Origin of the sequence: Burkholderia sp. Bp9099, assembly GCF_003857805.1 — a bacterium.
Taxonomy (GTDB): Bacteria; Pseudomonadota; Gammaproteobacteria; order Burkholderiales; family Burkholderiaceae; genus Burkholderia.
Genome location: NZ_QTPU01000001.1, coordinates 88,822 through 107,189 on the forward strand (window position 1 = coordinate 88,822; position 18,368 = coordinate 107,189).

The window sequence follows — 18,368 nt, forward strand, 5'->3', positions numbered from 1 at the left end:
ATCGAGGAGAGAAGGGAGTCGGGTTCGACGTGCGCCGGGCGGGTGCGGAGCACGAGGCGTGACGACATGTATCGGCGCGCGACTATGCGCTACGACGTGTCACTACACGCGATGCAACCAGCCGAGCCAGTGTTCGAGGAACGGCGCGCGCGTCCACAGCGATTGCGCGAGCCACAGCGTGCCGCCCCAGGCGGCGGCCACGACGATCAGGTCGCAATGTCCGCTGTTCCACAGGTTCAGCGAATGGCGCCGCCAGATCCACGGCACGCCGAGCGGATTCGGCCAGTCGGCGAGCAGGTGCATCACGCCGCCGCACGCGAAGCCGAACAGCGGCGCGGCCCACAGCGGATGCGGATGATGCGTGAGCCCGTGCCAGCCCAGCGCAAGCAGCGCGATCCAGCCGATGCCCCAGTGCGTGATGGTGCGGTGCGTGATCCACAAGCGGCGCCTGCGGGTCCACCACGCGACTTCGAGCCAGTCGGGCGCGGTGCCGCCCGCGACGCCGGCCGCGAACGCGGCGAGCAGGCCCGCGTGCCAGGGGCCGGTCGCGCCGGTTTGCGCGACGAGGACGGCGGCGGCGACGCCGGCCGCGAAGCCGGACGCGTGATGCGCATTGTGTGATGCCATAGGAAACGAGACGAAGAAGCGTGAAGCGGCTGCGGACGAGCGCGAACGATCGGGCGCGAAAGCGGGGCGCTATCTTCTCAGATCGGCCTGCTCAGCGGGCGGTTCGATCGCATTTTTTTACATGTGCCGGAGCCGCGCATGCGGCGCGTGCCGTGATTTCCGATCGCGCGGGTGCGCTGCGAATCCGCCGCATGCCATTTCGACTGATCCGCCGGCTCATTTTTTGCTCCGCCGTGTGACCGACCGTACACGATCCACGGCAATTCGTAGTGTGCCGCGAGTTTTCCGGCCGCATTCCCCGATTCACTACGAAACCGGCATAGGGCTGACCGTGCGCCAGCGGCTATAAGCGGATCAGGGGCTATTTCCAGCCCGCCGGAGACCTACATGGGGGACATGCAATGTCTATGCTGAATCGCTTCAAATCATCCGCCGTCGTGCTCGCGACGATGGCCGGCATCGGCTTCCTGCCGAACACGCCGGCCTACGCGAAAGGGCCGCAGCCGGCGGTCCTGACGAGCTCGGCGGTTGCGGTGGCCGACAAGTACAGCGCGGACGCCGCGGAGCGGATCTTCAAGGAAGGCGGCAACGCGATCGACGCGGCCGTCGCGATCGCGTTCACGCTTGCGGTTACATACCCGGAAGCCGGCAACATCGGCGGCGGCGGTTTCATGACGATCTACAAGGACGGCAAGCCGTATTTCATCGACTATCGCGAGCGCGCGCCGCTCGCCGCGACGAAGGACATGTATCTCGACAAGGACGGCAACGTCGTCAAGGGCATGAGCCTGTACGGCCCGCGCGCGGCCGGCGTGCCGGGTACGGTCGCCGGCATGTGGGAAGCGCAGAAGCGTTTCGGCAAGCTGAAGTGGAAGCAGGTGCTCGCGCCGGCGATCCACTATGCGCGCGACGGCTTCGTCGTCGACGAGCAGCTGGCGCAGCGCGGCGTCGACGCGTCGAAGGAATTCGGCGGCAAGACCAACTTCGACAAGTACTTCGCGTCGATGAAGGCCGGCACGAACTTCAAGCAGCCCGATCTCGCGGCGGTGCTCACGCGCATTGCGGATGGCGGCGCGGAAGGATTCTACAAGGGCAAGACGGCCGAGCTGATCGCCGCGTCGATGAAGACCGGCGACGGCAACGGGCTGATCACCACCGAGGATCTCGCGCAATACCGCGCGGTGTGGCGCCAGCCGGTGCAGGCGAAGTGGAACGGCTATGACGTGATCACCGCGCCGCCGCCGAGCTCGGGCGGCATCGGCCTCGTGCAGCTGCTGAAGATGAAGGCCGATCTCAAGCAGGAGTTCGAGGGCGTGAAGCTCAACTCGCCGCAATACATCCACCTCGTCGCGGAAATCGAGAAGCGCGTGTTCGCGGATCGCGCGCAGTATCTCGGTGACCCCGACTTCTACAAGGTGCCGGTCGCGCAGCTGACCGATGACGCGTATATCGCGAAGCGCGCGGCGGAGGTCAATCCGAAGGAACCGTCGGACACGAAGAGCGTGCAGCCGGGCCTCGGCACGTCGATGCCGGAGAAGGCGGAGACGACGCACTTCTCGGTCGTCGACAAGTGGGGCAACGCGGTGTCGAACACGTACACGATCAACGGCTATTTCGGTTCGGGGGTGGTCGCCGACGGCACCGGGATCGTGCTGAACGACGAGATGGACGACTTCTCCGCGAAGCCGGGTGTCGCGAACATGTTCGGCGTGGTCGGCAGCGACGCGAACGCGATCGAGCCGAAGAAGCGTCCGCTGTCGTCGATGTCGCCGACGATCATGACGAAGGACGGCAAGGTGTCGCTCGTGATCGGCACGCCGGGCGGCTCGCGGATCTTCACGTCGATCTTCCAGGTGATCAACAACATCTACGACTTCAGGATGCCGTTGAAGGAGGCCGTCGGCGCGATGCGTTTCCACCATCAGCTGCTGCCGCCGAACACGATCTTCTGGGAGCCGTACCACCCGATCGAAGGCGAACTCGCGAAACAGATCGAGGCCCGCGGCTACACGCTGACGGGGCAGGACTTCAGCGGCGACATCCAGGTGATCAAGATCGACGGCAGGACGCCGGAGGCGATGGCCGATCCGCGTGGGCGCGGGGTCACGCGGATCATTCGGTGACGTCGAGTAGCGGGTGAGTGACGCGTGCGCGAAAGCGGTCGCGCACGCGGTTCCGCGGCCGGCATGCAGTCCGGTGCCGGGCGGGTAGCCGCGTCGGATGGCTCGGACGCGCGGTGCAACGCGCTCAGGCGGTGGCGCGGATGAATCCGGCGATCCGGTCGGTCACCGCGTCGGGCGCATCCTCGAAGCAATAGTGCCCGACGCCGGCCAGCCGCTCGACGGGCGCCGACGGAAACAGCGCAGTGAACAGCGGCAGGAAGTGCTCGGCGCCGAGGGTGCGATCGGCGTCTCCCCAGATCGCGAGCGCGGGCTTGTCGCGTATCGCGCGTACCGCTGCAGCATCGGGCTCCTCGAACCGGTGCATGCCGTCGGCAAATCCGCGCGCCCATCCGATCGCGCCGATACAGTCGGCCGGTTGCGCGAACGGCGCACCGTATGCGGCGATCCAGGTATCGTCGATGACGGCATGATTCTCGAAACCGTTGAGCTTCAGCGTACTCAGGATGTTGAAGCCTAGCTGCCCGAGCACCGTTTCGAGTGTGTCGTCTGCCGCCGCGCGCACGATCCACTGGAACCACGGTGCGTCGCGACCGTTCGCGGTCACGCGCTCGACCAGATCGGGCTGGCCGAACGGCGTCGGCCCGTTCGCCGACACGATGCGCCGGATCCGGTCCGGATGTCGGGCCGCGAGCCCCATGCCGACCGGGCCGCCGAAGTCGTGCATCACGAGCGTCAAGCGGTCGAGGCCGAGCGCGAGAACGAAGCGCTCCAGGTTGTCGATATGGTCCTGCAACCCGTAGTGGCGATCCTGCGGCGTCGCGCTTTTGCCGAATCCCATGTGGTCGGGCACGACGATGCGGTGTGTCGGGCTCAGTGCCGCGATCAGGTGGCGGAACAAGTAACCCCAGGTGGGTTCGCCATGCAGGCACAGAACCGTTTCGCCGTCGCGCGGGCCTTCATCCACGTAGTGCATCCGGAAACCGGGCGCGTCGCTGAAGTGCGGAGCGAATGGAAAGGTGCCGTCGAACGTGGCATCGGATGAAATCATCGAGCGCTCCTTCGTATGGTCGTGGATAGTGGTTTCATGTTGAAACCATTTGGAGCGTAGGACATGAGGTTTCAAGTTGCAACTGAATGAATGATCAGGACACGATCGAACGCCTCGACGACGGGATGACTTCAGGTAAGAAAAATCGAAAATTCGGCAATTTTTGGCATCGAAATGCATGACCAGACTAACCCCGACTAACCAATTCCGATGAGGAACCCGGTTTCGTTCGTGCTCCTCGAACAATGGACGCACGGCGATTGATTTTCAGTATTGTTGGTTTTATATTGAAACCTTCATTGCCCATGGCACCATCCGCCGTTCGACCTCCATCGATGACCAGACGAACCACCCACGAAGATTCCCCTTGCGGCGTTGCCCGCCCGCTGGATGCGATTGGCGACTGGTGGTCGCTGCTGATCGTCCGCGACGCATTCGACGGGCTGCGCCGTTTCGGCGAATTCCAGAAAAATCTCGGCCTGGCGAAGAACATCCTCGCCGCGCGTTTGCGCAACCTCGTCGCGCACGGAATCATGGACATGGTGCCGGCCGCGGACGGCGGCGCGCATCACGAGTACGTACTGACCGAAAAGGGGCGAGGCCTGTTTCCGCTGCTCGTCGCGCTGCGGCAGTGGGGCGAGGATTTCTTCTTCGAACCGGACGAGGCGCACGTGCTTCTCGTCGACCGCAAGACCGGCTTGCCCGTCAGGAAACTGGAGCTTCGCTCGCAGGACGGCCGCGTGCTCGGGCCCGAGGACACGGTCGTGCTGCCGCCGCCCGGTTGATGCATCGCCAGCGGCCGGGCGTCACCGCCCCAGCGGCGTATGCGCGCGCCCGATCTGCTCGCGAGCGGTTAGACCGCGTTCAAGTACGCTCTCGGCGAGCGCGGCCCGGATTCCGCTTCTGAGGGGCGGATCGACCCCTTTTTCATCAATTTGACGCGAGACGCTGGGATAATGGTGGTGTTTGGCTGCGCCAATTGAAGGAAGGAGGCCCCATGGGCGATAACGATACCCGCACCGAGTCCGACGACTTCACCGATACGGCATCGCTCGAATCGCGCCAGCGCCGTTTTGAGGAAGACCTCGTCGACGCGTACGACGAAGAACTCGAAATGGAGCTCGACGACCGCCGCTTCGACAACGACGAGGATCTGCTGTTCTCGCCGGAGCGCCGCGAAGCGCGCAAGCAGTATTTCCGCGAGCTGTTCCGGCTGCAGGGCGAACTCGTGAAGCTGCAGGACTGGGTCGTGAGCACGGGGCACCGGCTCGTCGTGATTTTCGAGGGGCGCGACGCGGCAGGCAAGGGCGGTGCGATCAAGCGCATCACGCAGCGCCTGAACCCGCGCGTGTGCCGCGTGGCGGCGCTGCCGGCCCCGAACAATCGCGAACGCACGCAATGGTATTTCCAGCGCTATGTCGCGCATCTGCCGGCCGGCGGCGAGATCGTGCTGTTCGATCGCAGCTGGTACAACCGCGCAGGCGTCGAGCGCGTGATGAATTTCTGCACCGACGACGAATACGAGGAGTTTTTCCGCTCGGTGCCCGAGTTCGAGAAAATGCTCGTGCGCAGCGGGATCCAGATCGTCAAGTACTGGTTCTCGATCACCGACCACGAGCAGGAGCTGCGCTTCCAGAGCCGGATCGAGGATCCGTTGAAGCAGTGGAAGCTGAGCCCGATGGATCTCGAGAGCCGCCGCCGCTGGGAAGCGTATACGGCCGCGAAGGAAGAGATGATGCTGCGCACGCACATCCCCGAGGCGCCGTGGTGGGTCGTGCAGGCGGTCGACAAGAAGCGCGCGCGCCTGAACTGCATCCATCACCTGCTGACCCAGGTGCCGTATCACGAGGTGCCGCGGCCGACGATCGATCTGCCTCAGCGCGAGCATCACGAGGACTACATTCGCCGTCCGACGCCGGACAGCATGATCGTCCCGGACGTTTATTGAGCGGTTCGGGTCGACTGCATCGACCACGGAGGCGCGCCGTGCAACGCGGCGCGCGTTAATCCCGGATCAGGAACGCGGCGCGGTCGCGCCCGGCGATCCAGGCGGGCGCACGACCGCGGCCGCTCCAGGTCGCGCCCGTCGCCGGATCGCGATATTTCGTGCCCATCGTGAACAGCTTTACGCGATCGCTGTAACCCTGCCCGAAGATTTCCCGCGCGGTCAGCGCATGGTCCGTCACGAGCTGGCGTACCTGCACCAGTGCCGCTTGGCGTTCGCGGCGGCGCGCCACCCGGATGCGTCGATCGAGTTCCGCGAGCTGGGCTTGCAGTTTTTGCAGTTGCATGCGTCCGATATCCCCGTAGCTGAATTCTGATTGTTGGCGATCGTTGGCGACGCGCGGTGTGCCGCATGTCTGCACGCCCGGCCAGGCGTTTGCAGGACGCGTCGCGAGGAACACGGGGGAGATTAAGCTTCGGCGCGCGGGTTTTCTATCGGACGCATCTGAATTTTCACGGGAATCTGTGTGAAACCCGTGGCGGCGAGGCCGGGCGGGTTGCCCGATCCTCACAGGTCGGGGAAGCCCGAGCGCCCCTGCGTCAGGTCGAACAGTTCGGTCTTCGCTGCTGCCTCGGCCGTTTCCGGCAGCTTGATCACGAGCTTCACCGTCATCCCGTACGCGCTGTCCACCAGCGCGTAACCCGCCTGCTCGATCCAGCGGCGCACCCGCGCTTCGTCCGGGTAGCCGATTTCGATCGCGATCCGCGTGTGGCGAATGCGTTCGACGCGCTCGGCGTCGAGCAGCGCCGACGCGATCGCATCCGTATAGGCGCGCACCAGGCCGCCCGCGCCGAGCTTCACGCCGCCGTAGTAGCGGACCACCGCCCCGAGCACGCCGTCGAGATCGTGATGACGCAGCACTTCGAGGATCGGTCGGCCGGCAGTGCCCGACGGCTCGCCGTCGTCGGACATGCCGGACTGGCCGCCGGCGAGCAGGGCCCAGCACACGTGGGTGGCCGCCGGGTGTTCGTCGCGCAGGCGCTGCAGCGCCTGCATCGCGGCATCGCGGTCCTCGACGGGGATCGCGAACGCGATGAAGCGGCTCTTGCGGATCTCGAGTTCCCGGGTGTAGAGGGTGGCAAGCGAGTAAGTCATGTTCCGGGAAACGGTGAATGTATAGGAATCAAGGAGATAGGGGCTCCTGTGCGGCGCGCTTCCGATGGCAGGCGATGCATGCCGCAGCAGGCCCGGCAGGGCGCCTGAACGGGATGAGCAACGGGTCACGACGGAATTTTACCGTGGCGCGCGTCGAGAGATTCGGCGCGGTTGCCGCGCCGGCCGCTCCGGAGCGTGAAAACGCGTGCGACGAACGCGACCGCCGGGTGACGATCGCTTAATGGAGCGCTTCGCCCGGGTTCAAACATCGGACGTGAAGCGCGGTCTGGACTTTCCGGAGGACGAAAGCCGGAGGAAGGAGTTCCGGGCCTGGCAAGTGGGGACCTGGCGTGCGCCGGTCGGCTCGACCTGAGCGCGAAGCATCGGGCGCGGCGGAGGGTGTCGCGATCGCATGCGCAATCGATTCTCGTCGGCGACGGATCGCGGCTCGGATCGTGGCTTGAATCGCGGCTCGGATGGCGGCTCGAATCGCGGCGCATCTGCCGATGCACCGAACGAGTGTAGGCGAACCGCGATGCATTGCGTAGCCGGGAGATGCAGAACATTGTGTTCTCGCGGGCCGAACGTCGAAGCGTCATTCCGTGCGCTAGACTCGTGCCGTCGATGCGTGCCGCCTGTCGCGCGATCGGGCATGACGGCGGCGTGCGCGTGCGTACCTGCATTGCGCGGGATGATTGAAAGGTCCGGTCGTTGTGATTCGGATTGCGAAGCAATGAAGAAGGCGGTTCATGTTCGGAAAGCGTCTCTATGCCCCGGCCCTGTTGATGATTGCGCATGTGCCGATCGCGTGCGCGCAGAGCAGTGTCACGTTGTTCGGCGCGCTCGACGTGGGACTGAGTTACGTCAGTAACGAAGGTGGCCACGGCAATGCGAAATTCGACGACGGGATTTTTACGCCGAGCCTGCTCGGCTTGCGCGGAAGCGAAGATGTCGGCGGCGGCTCAAAGGTCATTTTCCAGCTGGTCAGCCAGATTTCACCGGGTACCGGCGCGCTGATCGGCAATGGCCTGTTCGCGCGTACCGCGTACGTCGGTGTGCAGAACGACCGGCTGGGCACGCTGACGTTCGGCAACCAGTATGAATTCATGGCCGATACGCTGTTCTTCAGCGGCACCGACGCGGCGGCCGATGTCGCCGGACTGTACAACCTGCGCAACGGACCCTTTCGCAAGCTCGCGCTGCCCGGCAACCCGACCGGCGCGTTCGACTGGGACCGGATGGCGGGCAGTCAGCGTGTAGCGAACGCCGTCAAGTTCGTGAGCCCGGTCATCCATGGGCTGAAGGCGGGCGCGCTTTATGCGTTCGGCGGCGTGCCGGGCTCGATCGGCGCGGGCAATACGGTGAGCGCCAGTCTCGACTACGAGGCCGGACCGTTCGGCGCCGCCGCCGCGTACACCAACGAGAAATATGGCGCACAGCCGGGCTCCGTCGCGACGAGTGTGCGTAACTGGGGCGCAGGGGCGCACTACCGGATCGGACGGGCGAACCTGAGCGCGCTGGTGACGACCGTTCATAACGCTGCGTCCGGTGGCTCGGTGTGGATGGCCGAGTCGGGCGGTACCTGGCAACTCTCCGGTCCGGTCAGGATCGGCGCGGATTACATGTACATGAAGGGCAATGCGGCGCTCGACAACGACCACGCTCACCAGGTCACGGCGACGGTGCAGTACACGCTGTCGAAGCGAACGATGGTGTACGCGACCGGTGTGTGGCAGCGGGCAAGCAGCGGTGCCCGGGCGCAAATCAACGGTGTGATGGATCCGGATGGAGCGTCGTCCGGCGCGAACCAGGCCATTGCCCGCATCGGCCTTCATACGCTTTTCTAGCGGTGTGCACATCGCGCAGCCGGTATCGGCGGCGGTGCTCATGCAGCGCGAACGCTGCAGGGCGCGGCACCGGTATCGGCAGGAACCGGCCGGATCGGCCAACCGGAGGCTTGCTGTCTGATGCAGATACTTCCTGACCTCGAGGCGTGGGCGATTTTCGCGCACGTGCTCGAAACGGGCTCTTTCGTCAGGGCCGCGGAGGCGCTCGACCTCTCGCAGCCGACCGTGTCGAAAGCCATTTCCCGACTCGAACGCCGGCTCGGCACGGCGCTCTTTTATCGAAACTCGCGTCAGGTTTCGCTGACGGCCGCCGGCGAAATCGCCAAATCGCGAGCGATTCGCATTCTCAGCGAAGCCGCGGCGGCGGAGACCGAGGCGTCGTCGCACGCGACGGAACTGCGCGGTCTGGTGCGCGTTGCCGTGCCGATGTCGTTCGCGAGCCGCCACGTCGCGCCGCTGATCCCCGCCTTTCTCGAACGCTATCCGCAGGTGGAGATCGACCTTTGCGTCACCGACCGCATCGTCGATGTGGTGGGTGGCGGGTTCGACGTGGCGGTGCTCATCGCGGAACTCGCCGATTCGTCGCTGCGGGCGCGCCGGCTCTGCGCGGTGAATCACCCGCTGGTGGCTTCGCCGGCCTATCTGAAACGTTGGGGGCGACCGACGCATCCTCGCGACCTGGCCCGGCATGCGTGTCTCGTCTACACGGGCTTGGCGACGCCCGAGCTATGGCAATTCCGTCATGCGTGCGGAGACGCGTTCGCGGTCACGGTGCGCGGCATCATCCGCAGCAACAGCGCCGACGTGATCGTTCCCGCGCTGCTGGCTGGCCGGGGCGTCGCGTTGCAACCCGAGTTCGTCGTCAGGGACGCGTTGATGCGAGGCGAACTGGTGGACGTATTGCCCGAGTGGCGGATCGATCCGGTGGGCGTGAATCTCGTGACGCCGCCGAGCAGCTTGCGGCCGTTGCGCGTGACCGCGTTCCTGGACTATCTGGCGGAGCGCCTCGCTGCCGCGCCATGGGCGGTAGCCGGCGCGTGACGGGCCGTCGGTGCGCAACGTTGCAAAAAGCGGATTCGATGGGTTGCCGGACACCGCGTCGCTCCTCGCTGAATCCGGGGCGACGACGCGGCGCGCGGCGAGATGTCCGGCGTCGCGCGCACGCGCATGAAACGGTGGTCAGCGCGGGAAAGGAGGGTCAGGCGAGGCGAGACAGTTTGAAGACTTCCGAGCGCTCGACATTCTTCACGCCGTTGGCGTGGAAATTCAGGATGTGTGCGCCTTGCGTGTGATGCTTTTCGCGCAGGGCGGGATCTGCCCAATGTTCGACAAAAACGAACCGGCGCGGATCTTCGCTGTCGACATGCACCTCGTAGCGCAGATTGCCTTCTTCATTCTGCGACGGACCGGCAAGGGCGATCAGGTCTTCGCGCAATTGCGCCTCCTGCCCCGCCTTGGCGTACAGCACGGCGACGATATGAAGGTCGTTCATGGTCTGCTCCGGTAATGGGTCTGACGATCGCTTTCGATCGAACGAATTATAGTGAGCCGGCCCGACGCGATGCGCGAACATTGCGTTCCAAATCAGGAAACACCGGCGATCGGCGGCGAGCGCGCGGCGCCGTTCAGGTCTTCGTCAATTCACGCGAATTGCGTACGTTGCGAAACACGAGTTGCGTCATGGGTTGCAGCGGCGCGAGCGCGGCCTCGCGTGCTTTCTCGATCAGGCCGTGATGAGGCGACTTGCCGCAGACGGGATCGGTGAGGCTTGCATCGCCCGTCATCAGATACGCCTGGCATCGGCACCCGCCGAAGTCCTTCTTCTTCTCGTCGCACGACTTGCAGGGTTCGGGCATCCAGTCGTCGCCGCGGAAGCGGTTGAAGCCGAACGATTCGTACCAGATGTGTCGCAAGTCGTGATCGCGCACGTTCGGAAAGGCGATCGGCAGTTGCCGCGCGCCGTGGCACGGCAGTGCGGTGCCGTCCGGCGTGACGATCAGGAACAGGCTGCCCCAGCCGCTCATGCAGGGCTTCGGCCGCTCCTCGTAATAGTCGGGCGTGACGAAGATCAGCCTGCATGGGTTGTTCGCGGCGGCGAGCTTCGCCCGATACGCGTTCGTGATGCGCTCCGCGCGCTCGAGCTGTGCGCGGGTGGGGAGCAGCGCCTGACGGTTCAGGTAGGCCCATCCGTAATACTGGCACGTCGCGAGCTCGACGTAGTCCGCGTCGAGCGCGATGCACAGCTCGATGATGCGGTCGATGTCGTCGATGTTGTGCCGGTGCGTGACGAAGTTCAGCACCATCGGATAGCCGTGCGCCTTGACCGCGCGGGCCATCGCGAGCTTGTGGGCGAATGCCTTTTCCGATCCGGCCAGCATGTCGTTGACCGTCGCGTCGCTCGCCTGGAAGCTGATCTGGATGTGATCGAGGCCGGCGCGGCGAAACGCCTCGATCTTCTGCTCGGTCAGGCCGATACCCGACGTGATCAGGTTCGTGTAGTAACCGAGGCGGCGCGCCTCGCCGATCAGTGCGGCAAGATCCGGACGGACGAGCGGTTCGCCGCCCGAGAAGCCGATCTGCACGGCGCCCATCTCGCGCGCTTCGGCCATGACCCTGAACCACTGTGCCGTGTCGAGCTCCGCGCCCTGACGCGAGAAATCGAGCGGATTCGAGCAGTATGGGCACTGCAGCGGGCACCGGTACGTCAGTTCGGCCAGCAGCCACAGCGGCAATCCGGTTGCCGGCCGCGCGGCGTCGGGCGTCACCGGTTCACGCGAGTTCGATCCAGTGTTGGGCACGGGCGGTCTCCATGAAATCCTCGACGTCGGTTCCGAGTTCGGGCACGTCGGGGAATTGCCGTTCGAGATGCGCAACGATGTCCGCGACGGTGCGCGTGCCATCGATCAGCCCGCCGATCGCACTCGCGCTTTCGTTGAATCTGACCATGCCTTCGGGGTACAGCAGCACGTGTGCATGCTGGGCCGGCTCGAACTGGAAGCGAAAACCCGGCCGCCAGCGCGGCACGCGATTCCTGTCGAAATTCATGGTGCGATTCCCTTGTGCCAGACCGGCTGGTCGGTGACGGTGTGATAAGGCGGCCGGTGCAGTTCGTAGGCCATCGACATCGCGTCGAGCATCGTCCACAGCACGTCGAGCTTGAACTGCAGGATATCCAGCATCCGCTGCTGGCTCTCGTAGGTCGTGTAATGCCGCAGCGTGATGTCGAGCCCGTGCTCGACGTCGCGGCGCGCCTGACCGAGGCGCGTGCGGAAATACGCGTAGCCGTCCGGATCGATCCACGGGTAGTGGCGCGGCCAGGTGTCGAGGCGCGACTGGTGGATCTGCGGCGCAAACAGTTCCGTGAGCGAGCTGCTCGCAGCTTCCTGCCAGTTCGCGCGGCGCGCGAAATTCACGTAGGCGTCCACGGCGAAACGCACGCCGGGCAGCACGCGTTCCTGCGAGCGCAACTGCGCGCGGTCCAACCCGACCGCTTCACCGAGCCTCAGCCACGCCTCGATACCGCCTTCGTCGCCGGCGGTTCCGTCGTGATCGATCAGGCGCTGGACCCACTGGCGGCGAACCTCGCGGTCGGGGCAATTCGCGAGAATCGCCGCGTCCTTCAGCGGAATGCTGACCTGATAGTAGAAGCGGTTCGCGACCCAGCCCTGGATCTGCTCCCGGGTCGCGCGGCCTTCGAACATCGCGACGTGGTACGGGTGGTGGATGTGATAGAAGGCGCCCTTGGCACGCAGCGCCTGCTCGAACTGGGCGGGAGTGAGAGCGGGTTGGCTCATCGACGGTTCCATGACGTTGGGGACACTGGAAGGGCGTGCGTCGTACCGCAATCGACGTCGTATGCATCACGATGTGCGTCGCGGAAGCGGGACCATGCGTTTTTTATAGCACGATGTCCATCCCGTCAAAGGCGACCTCGATCCCGCGCTGCCGCAATTCCGCGCGTTCGGGAGAACCTTCGTCGAGGATCGGATTGGTGTTATTGACGTGAATCAAGACCTTGCGCGGGCCCGGCACCCGGGCCAGCACGTCGAGCATGCCGCCCGGACCGTTCAGTGCGAGATGACCCATTTCGCGGCCGGTGCGTACACCGACGCCGCGTCGCAGCATCTCATCGTCGTCCCACAGCGTGCCGTCCACGAGCACGCAGTCCGCGTCGTTCATCCGTTGCAGCAGCGCGTCGTCCACCGTGCCGAGCCCGGGTGCATGGAACAACGTGCCGCCGGTGCGGCGATCCTCGACGAGCAGGCCGATGTTGTCGCCGGGATGCGGATCGAAGCGATGCGGCGAATAGGGTGGCGCCGCACTGCTCAGCGGCAGCGGCGTGAAGCGCAGGTTCGGGCAGGCCGGCACGGTGAAGCTGTCGCCGAGCACGATGCGGTTCCAGACCAGCCCGCCGTTCCAGTGCGCGAGCATGTTGAACAGCGGAAAGCCGCTGACGAGGTCATGGTGGACCATGTCGGTACACCACAGCTGCAGCGGACAGCCTTCGCGCAGGCTCAGCAGGCCGGCGGTATGGTCGATCTGGCTGTCCATCAGCACGACGGCGGCGATGCCGGTGTCGCGCAGCGCGCGGCCCGGCTGCAACGGCTGGAAGGCTTGCAGCTGCGCGCGAATGTCGGGGGACGCGTTGCACAACACCCAGTTCGTGCCGTCGTCGGACAGCGCGATCGACGACTGGGTGCGGGCCTGCGCGTCGATCGTGCCCGCGCGAAAACCCGCGCAGTTCGCACAGTTGCAGTTCCATTGCGGAAAGCCGCCGCCCGCGGCGGATCCGAGGATGTGTATGAGCATGTCGGTGCGACGAGGGGCCGGGGTGCGAAGCAAAGAAAAAGCCTCGGCAGACCGAGGCTTTCCTTTCCGGATGGCGTGCCCGAATCAGCGATTCGACACGTACATCGTGACTTCGAAACCGAGTCGCAGATCAGTGTAGGCAGGTTTGGTCCACATAGGAGAACTCCTTTGCAATGACGACTGACGACGAAGCGCGCCCGCGGACCTGCCGACATGTTCTTCTCCGACCATCGGCGACGAGACCGTGCTGCGGCTTCACTACGCTATCACATTCGTGCGGTGGGCGGCCGGCACGAAGTCCGGTAAATCGCACGTTCACATCGTAGCCGAACGGGGCGCACGAGCAAGTCAATCCGGGCATGGATGGCATTCCCGGTTTTCATTCATGTGCGCATCGCGCACGCATTGCCGACACCTGGTCGACAATGTGAACGAAACGCGGCGATTGTGCATCGTTTGCCAGCCGGTGGCGCCTCTTTAATCGTACGAATCGACGCGTTGTGCGCGGGTGTCGGGCGGCGTTCCACCCGACACCGGCATCGTCAGGCCGGCTGCCTAGCTACCCTGCAGCCGGATATCGCGCGACGACGCGCCGACATACACCGTCCCGCCCGGCACGACCTTCCAGCCATTGCGCGACGTATCCCACACGCTCTGCATCCGCGGCGACACGGTCACGCGGACATGCCGTGCCTCGCCCGGGTTCAGCCGGATCTTTTCCCAGCCGACCAGCCGCTTCGGCGGCTCGTCCTTGTACGGCACGCCGAGATAGACCTGCGGCGTTTCCGCGCCGGCGACACGCCCGTCGTTGCGCACGGTAAACGCGACGCTCAGCGAGCCGTCCCGTTGCCGCGACACCGACAACCCGGAATACGCGAAGTGCGTGTACGACAGCCCGTGGCCGAATTCGAACATCGGCTTGATGTTGCGAGCGTCGTACCAGCGGTAGCCCATGTTCAGCTTCTCCGCGTAGACGGGGTCGTTGTCGAATGCGCCGCCTTGCCCCCACGTCGGCGTGTCCTGGTCGCGCGCCGGGAACGTGACGGGCAGCTTGCCAGACGGGTTGACCGCGCCGAACAGCACGTTCGCGATGGCCTTGCCGCCGCCTTCGCCCGGATACCACGCCTCGACGATTGCCGACACGTTGTCCTTCCACGGCATCAGCACCGGGTTGCCGCTCTGGACGACGACGATCGTGTGCGGGTTCGCCCGCGCGACCGCTTCGACGAGCGCATCCTGATTCGACGGATTCGCGAGGCTCAGGCTTTGCAGATCGCCGAAATCCTCGCCGGCCGGCTGCGCGACCACGACGATCGCGACGTCCGAGCGGCCCGCGAGCGCCGCGGCCTGGTCGATTTCCTGCTGCGTGTACGCGCGGAACGGCGACTGCTGGTCGCTGTTGCCCGCGAACGTGACTTGTGCCGCCGGCGCGAGCGCGCGGATCGCCGCGACGATCGGCACGTCGACCTTGAGCCACGGATTGCGCCACCAGCTGCAGCCGGTCGACGCCCCGAACGTCAGGCCGCCGCAGCCCGCGAACGAACCGGTGACCGGATCGCGCGTGTTGCCCGAGCCGCCGCCCGACAGCACGGCCGCGTCGGCGTGGCCGCCGATCACCGCGATGCGCGACAAGGCCGCCGCCGCCAACGGCAACTGGTTGCCGTCGTTCTTCAGCAGTACGATCGACTGCTCGGCGACGCTCTGCGCGAACCGGTTCGCGGCCGCGAAATCGATCGTGCCGCCGCCCTTGGCCGGATCGTCCATCACGCCGACGCGGATCATCACCGCGAGCTTGCGGCGCACCATGTCGTCGAGGCGCGCGGTCGATACCGAGCCGTTCGCGATCGCCTGCTTGACGGCCGCCGGCGTCAGGTAGACCGACGGGCCGACGTCTTCTTCCTCGTCGAGCCCGGCGTTGATCGCGGCGGCCGTGCTGTGCGTCGCGCCCCAGTCGGATTGCACCTGGCCCTGGAAGCCCCATTCGTTCTTCAGCACGTCGTTCAGCAGATGCGTGTTCTCGCACGCGTATGCGCCGTTCAGGCGGTTGTAGCTGCACATCACGCTGCCGGGCTGCCCGCGCTTCGCGGCGATCTCGAACGGCAGCAGGTAGAGCTCGCGCAGCGTGCGTTCGTCGATCTGCGTGTTGCCGCCCATCCGGCCATGCTCCTGTTCGTTGCCGGCATAGTGCTTGATGGTCGCGATGACCTTCTGCCGCTGCGTGGCGAGCGTGCGCTCCGCGAGCAGGTCGCCTGCGAGCAACGGATCCTCGCCGAGATACTCGAACAGCCGGCCGCCGCGCGGCTCGCGCGCGAGATTGGTGCCGCCGCCGAGACCCATGCCGAACCCTTGCGCGCGCAACTGGATCGCAACCTGCTTGCCGTAGTCGTACGACAGGCGGCGATCCCAGCTCGCGGCGACGGCGATCGTGGCGGGGAAGGTCGTGCTCGCGAGCGACGTGCTGCCGGAGCCGGTCGCGGAGTCGACCATGTTGAGATCGGGAATGCCGAGCCGCGGCACGCCCTGGATGTAGCCGGCACCGCCGTTCGGCACCTTCGACATTTCGTATTGCGAATGGATGAACTGCAGTTTCTCGTCGAGCGTCATCTTGCGCACGAGGACGTCGGCGCGCCGCTGCGCGGCGGACGACGCGAATGCGTCGGCGGCGTCGCCCTGTGAATTGAAATCGGCGTTGCCTGCGTAGGCGGTGGTGCAGAGGGTCGCTGCCAGCACGACGGCCGGCCAGTGTTTGTCCCGCATGTTGCTCTCCATGATCGTATTGCCGGTTGTTGTTCGGATGATGTCTGGAGCTGCGCACGTCCGGTGGATTCGCACCGGACGCATTCGGCTGGCGATGCAGGGTAGTTGCGCGTCGGCATGCCAGGCCAGGCGGGGAATCGTTACGGCCGGTTGGGCCCGATCGAACAACGCGGACGGCGACGCGGACCGTCCGACACTGCCGAATCGGATGTAGCGATTCTCTGCAGTGGCCAATCGTACGAATGTAGTTTGACTACAGCATCGGTGTTTCTACTGATACGTATGATCTTTTTTCGATGCGGGTGTGCGATGTGGGGAAAAGCCGGTAAGCGTTCCTGATTGTGCGTGTGCAGCAGGGTAAGAAGTACCCGCGGGCGGTCGTTTCGAGGGGAGGCGGATCGGGGGCGGCGACGGGAGGCTTGTGGGGGATTCGTTGCGTGTGCATCGAATGGAACCCCGTCGAATTCCGGTCGCCTCGGGGAAAACCGGCAGCACGGACGCTGCGCCAGCTAACCGCGCCGAGCGACGGGACTGCCCGGCAGCGGAATCCCGGCACGATAGACGACGGTCGCGAGCGCCGCTGCGACCGCAGCCTCGGCCGTCAGCACGGCGGCGGCGGCGCCCAGTTCGGCGAAGTACTTCGCGAGCACCGGCACGAGGACGATGTTCAGAATGCCCGATGACATCAGGACACGCGTGAATTCGGACTTCATTCCAAGCGGCAGCATCGTCTGCACACCGAAGAGGTCGGTCATTCCGGCCATGAATGGAATGAAGGCCATCCAGCGCAGCACCTGGACCGTCGGTTCGTACGAAGGGCCGTACAGGATGCGCACGGCGAGCGGCGCGCCGAAGAAGATCGCGAGCGAGATGCCGAGCACCATCGCGACCTGCACCACGAACAGCTTGCGCAGGAACGAGAACGCGTCGTTTCGCGCATGCCGCATCAGATAGCTGATGCGAGGATAGGTGGCGGCCTTCAGCGGCTGGAGCATGCTGAGCGCCGCGCGGATCAGCTTGTCGCCGGCGGCGAAGTAGCCGGCTGCGACGTTGCCCGACACGAAGCCGAGCAGCACGGTGTTGGTCGACGCATAGAACGCGATCGACGTCGATGCGAGGAACACCTGCCAGCCGCCTTTCAGCGATTCGGCGATGTCGGCGAAACCTACGCGAACGAAGTCGATTTCGCGCTGGGCATACAGATAGACGGCCAGTACGAGCGCGGACAGCGTCGGGACGGCCGCGTTGACGATCATCGCGCGGTCGATGTCCGCCGGGCTATGCACGAGCGCGAACATCGCGGGCAGGCTCAGGATGCGGCCAACGAACAGGATCACGCTCAGCGCGCGCAACTTCTCCATGCCCTGGAAATACCAGCCCGGCGTGAACGCCACGCCGGCCACCATCCCGAAGCCGATCAGCAGCAGGTCGCGGTCTTCGCCGAAGCGGCCGACCAGCACGATCAGCCCGACCAGCACGATGAAACAGCTCACCGCGATGCCGATCTGCGCATACAGCGTCGCCCAGAAGATGCGGGAGCGTTCGGCGCGGTCGTCGCGCGCGAGCGCGATGCGCGGCGTGGCGGTCAGGTCGAAGCTGTAGCTCGTACAGTTGGTGAGGTACGCGATGACCGCGAGCGAGAACGCGAGCTGCCCGTAGCCTTCCGGGCCCAGCGCGTGCGTGAGCAACGGTGCGATCAGCAGCGGCACCGCATACATCGAAATCTGCAGCGTCAGCAGCAGCAGGAAATTCTTCTTGAGGTTTGACATTCGCTTGGTCGGCGCCGTGGGTGTCGCAGGGTGGCGAGGTGCGGGCCGCCGTGCGCTCGCGCGGCCGGTCGGCGCTGATCCGGCTGCGTGGGTTCGCGGCCCGTTCCAGCTGGCGCCGGTTTCGTCCGGCGATGCCGGACACGGCCACATCGCATGGCGGTCATGATACGGGGCTAGCGAGACGACTGTGTTCGCGAGCCTACCTTTCGCGGATTCGGCGCACACGCGCGGCGCGAATCCCGACAGCGGGCGCCTCGTTGTATCGCCACGGTAATGAATGCATTTGTA

Annotated in this window: 17 protein-coding genes; 5 read left to right on the forward strand and 12 right to left on the reverse strand. The window is 65.4% G+C overall.

What is annotated here, in order from left to right; genetic code table 11:
- Positions 1-102: 102 nt before the first annotated feature.
- Positions 103-627 (reverse strand): metal-dependent hydrolase, encoded by a 525-nt coding sequence (locus tag DIE17_RS00395; protein WP_124920500.1) that lies wholly within the window; start codon positions 625-627, stop codon positions 103-105.
- Between the two features lie 401 nt (positions 628-1,028).
- Here DIE17_RS00395 and ggt point away from each other — a divergent pair, with 401 nt between their 5' ends.
- The gene (ggt, locus tag DIE17_RS00400) at positions 1,029-2,750 is read left to right on the forward strand and encodes a gamma-glutamyltransferase (protein WP_124519647.1); all 1,722 of its coding nucleotides are present in this window, start codon (positions 1,029-1,031) and stop codon (positions 2,748-2,750) included.
- Positions 2,751-2,874: 124 nt separating this feature from the next.
- Here ggt and DIE17_RS00405 read toward each other — a convergent pair whose 3' ends face one another.
- A complete protein-coding gene (locus tag DIE17_RS00405; RefSeq protein WP_124920619.1) occupies positions 2,875-3,798 on the reverse strand; it encodes an alpha/beta fold hydrolase in 924 nt (307 codons plus the stop codon).
- A gap of 335 nt (positions 3,799-4,133) precedes the next feature.
- On the opposite strand from DIE17_RS00405, the gene DIE17_RS00410 reads away from it, so the two are divergent.
- Positions 4,134-4,583 carry a winged helix-turn-helix transcriptional regulator gene (locus tag DIE17_RS00410; RefSeq protein WP_124519704.1) on the forward strand — a complete coding sequence of 150 codons (450 nt, stop codon included), beginning with the start codon at positions 4,134-4,136 and terminating at the stop codon, positions 4,581-4,583.
- A gap of 212 nt (positions 4,584-4,795) precedes the next feature.
- Positions 4,796-5,746, forward strand: a complete 951-nt coding sequence (gene ppk2, locus DIE17_RS00415; RefSeq protein ID WP_124484988.1) for a polyphosphate kinase 2 — start codon at positions 4,796-4,798, stop codon at positions 5,744-5,746.
- A 55-nt stretch (positions 5,747-5,801) separates the two neighbouring features.
- Here the strand turns inward: ppk2 and DIE17_RS00420 are convergent, their stop codons facing one another.
- Positions 5,802-6,089 carry an H-NS family nucleoid-associated regulatory protein gene (locus DIE17_RS00420; RefSeq protein WP_124485084.1) on the reverse strand — a complete coding sequence of 96 codons (288 nt, stop codon included), beginning with the start codon at positions 6,087-6,089 and terminating at the stop codon, positions 5,802-5,804.
- Positions 6,090-6,310: 221 nt separating this feature from the next.
- Positions 6,311-6,898: a YigZ family protein gene (locus DIE17_RS00425; RefSeq protein ID WP_124484987.1), complete on the reverse strand. Its 588-nt coding sequence runs from the start codon at positions 6,896-6,898 to the stop codon at positions 6,311-6,313.
- Positions 6,899-7,683: 785 nt separating this feature from the next.
- Here DIE17_RS00425 and DIE17_RS00430 point away from each other — a divergent pair.
- Together DIE17_RS00430 and DIE17_RS00435 are read left to right on the forward strand one after the other, a co-directional pair.
- The gene (locus tag DIE17_RS00430; protein WP_409333434.1) at positions 7,684-8,745 is read left to right on the forward strand and encodes a porin; all 1,062 of its coding nucleotides are present in this window, start codon (positions 7,684-7,686) and stop codon (positions 8,743-8,745) included.
- A 120-nt stretch (positions 8,746-8,865) separates the two neighbouring features.
- Complete coding sequence (locus DIE17_RS00435) at positions 8,866-9,786, forward strand: LysR family transcriptional regulator (RefSeq protein WP_124484985.1); 921 nt, start codon at positions 8,866-8,868, stop codon at positions 9,784-9,786.
- 157 nt (positions 9,787-9,943) lie between these two features.
- Here the strand turns inward: DIE17_RS00435 and DIE17_RS00440 are convergent, their stop codons facing one another.
- The 8 genes from DIE17_RS00440 to DIE17_RS00475 form a co-directional block, all read right to left on the reverse strand.
- Positions 9,944-10,237, reverse strand: a complete 294-nt coding sequence (locus tag DIE17_RS00440; protein ID WP_124484984.1) for a putative quinol monooxygenase — start codon at positions 10,235-10,237, stop codon at positions 9,944-9,946.
- Positions 10,238-10,370: 133 nt separating this feature from the next.
- Positions 10,371-11,543, reverse strand: coding sequence for a pyrroloquinoline quinone biosynthesis protein PqqE (pqqE, locus tag DIE17_RS00445; protein WP_185735348.1), 1,173 nt, complete (start codon positions 11,541-11,543; stop codon positions 10,371-10,373).
- Positions 11,515-11,790, reverse strand: a complete 276-nt coding sequence (pqqD, locus tag DIE17_RS00450) for a pyrroloquinoline quinone biosynthesis peptide chaperone PqqD (protein ID WP_044842933.1) — start codon at positions 11,788-11,790, stop codon at positions 11,515-11,517. Before pqqD ends, pqqE begins: the two co-directional genes overlap by 29 nt.
- Positions 11,787-12,539 carry a pyrroloquinoline-quinone synthase PqqC gene (gene pqqC, locus DIE17_RS00455; protein WP_044843142.1) on the reverse strand — a complete coding sequence of 251 codons (753 nt, stop codon included), beginning with the start codon at positions 12,537-12,539 and terminating at the stop codon, positions 11,787-11,789. The genes pqqD and pqqC overlap by 4 nt, the downstream gene beginning before the upstream one ends.
- Positions 12,540-12,642: 103 nt before the next feature.
- Positions 12,643-13,554 (reverse strand): pyrroloquinoline quinone biosynthesis protein PqqB, encoded by a 912-nt coding sequence (pqqB, locus tag DIE17_RS00460; protein WP_124519643.1) that lies wholly within the window; start codon positions 13,552-13,554, stop codon positions 12,643-12,645.
- Between the two features lie 84 nt (positions 13,555-13,638).
- Positions 13,639-13,710: a pyrroloquinoline quinone precursor peptide PqqA gene (gene pqqA, locus DIE17_RS00465; RefSeq protein ID WP_124485082.1), complete on the reverse strand. Its 72-nt coding sequence runs from the start codon at positions 13,708-13,710 to the stop codon at positions 13,639-13,641.
- Positions 13,711-14,109: 399 nt separating this feature from the next.
- Entirely contained in the window at positions 14,110-16,311 is a 2,202-nt protein-coding gene (locus DIE17_RS00470; protein WP_124519642.1) for a glycoside hydrolase family 3 C-terminal domain-containing protein, read from the reverse strand.
- Between the two features lie 509 nt (positions 16,312-16,820).
- Positions 16,821-18,080 (reverse strand): oligosaccharide flippase family protein, encoded by a 1,260-nt coding sequence (locus DIE17_RS00475; RefSeq protein ID WP_124920501.1) that lies wholly within the window; start codon positions 18,078-18,080, stop codon positions 16,821-16,823.
- Positions 18,081-18,368 lie beyond the last annotated feature (288 nt).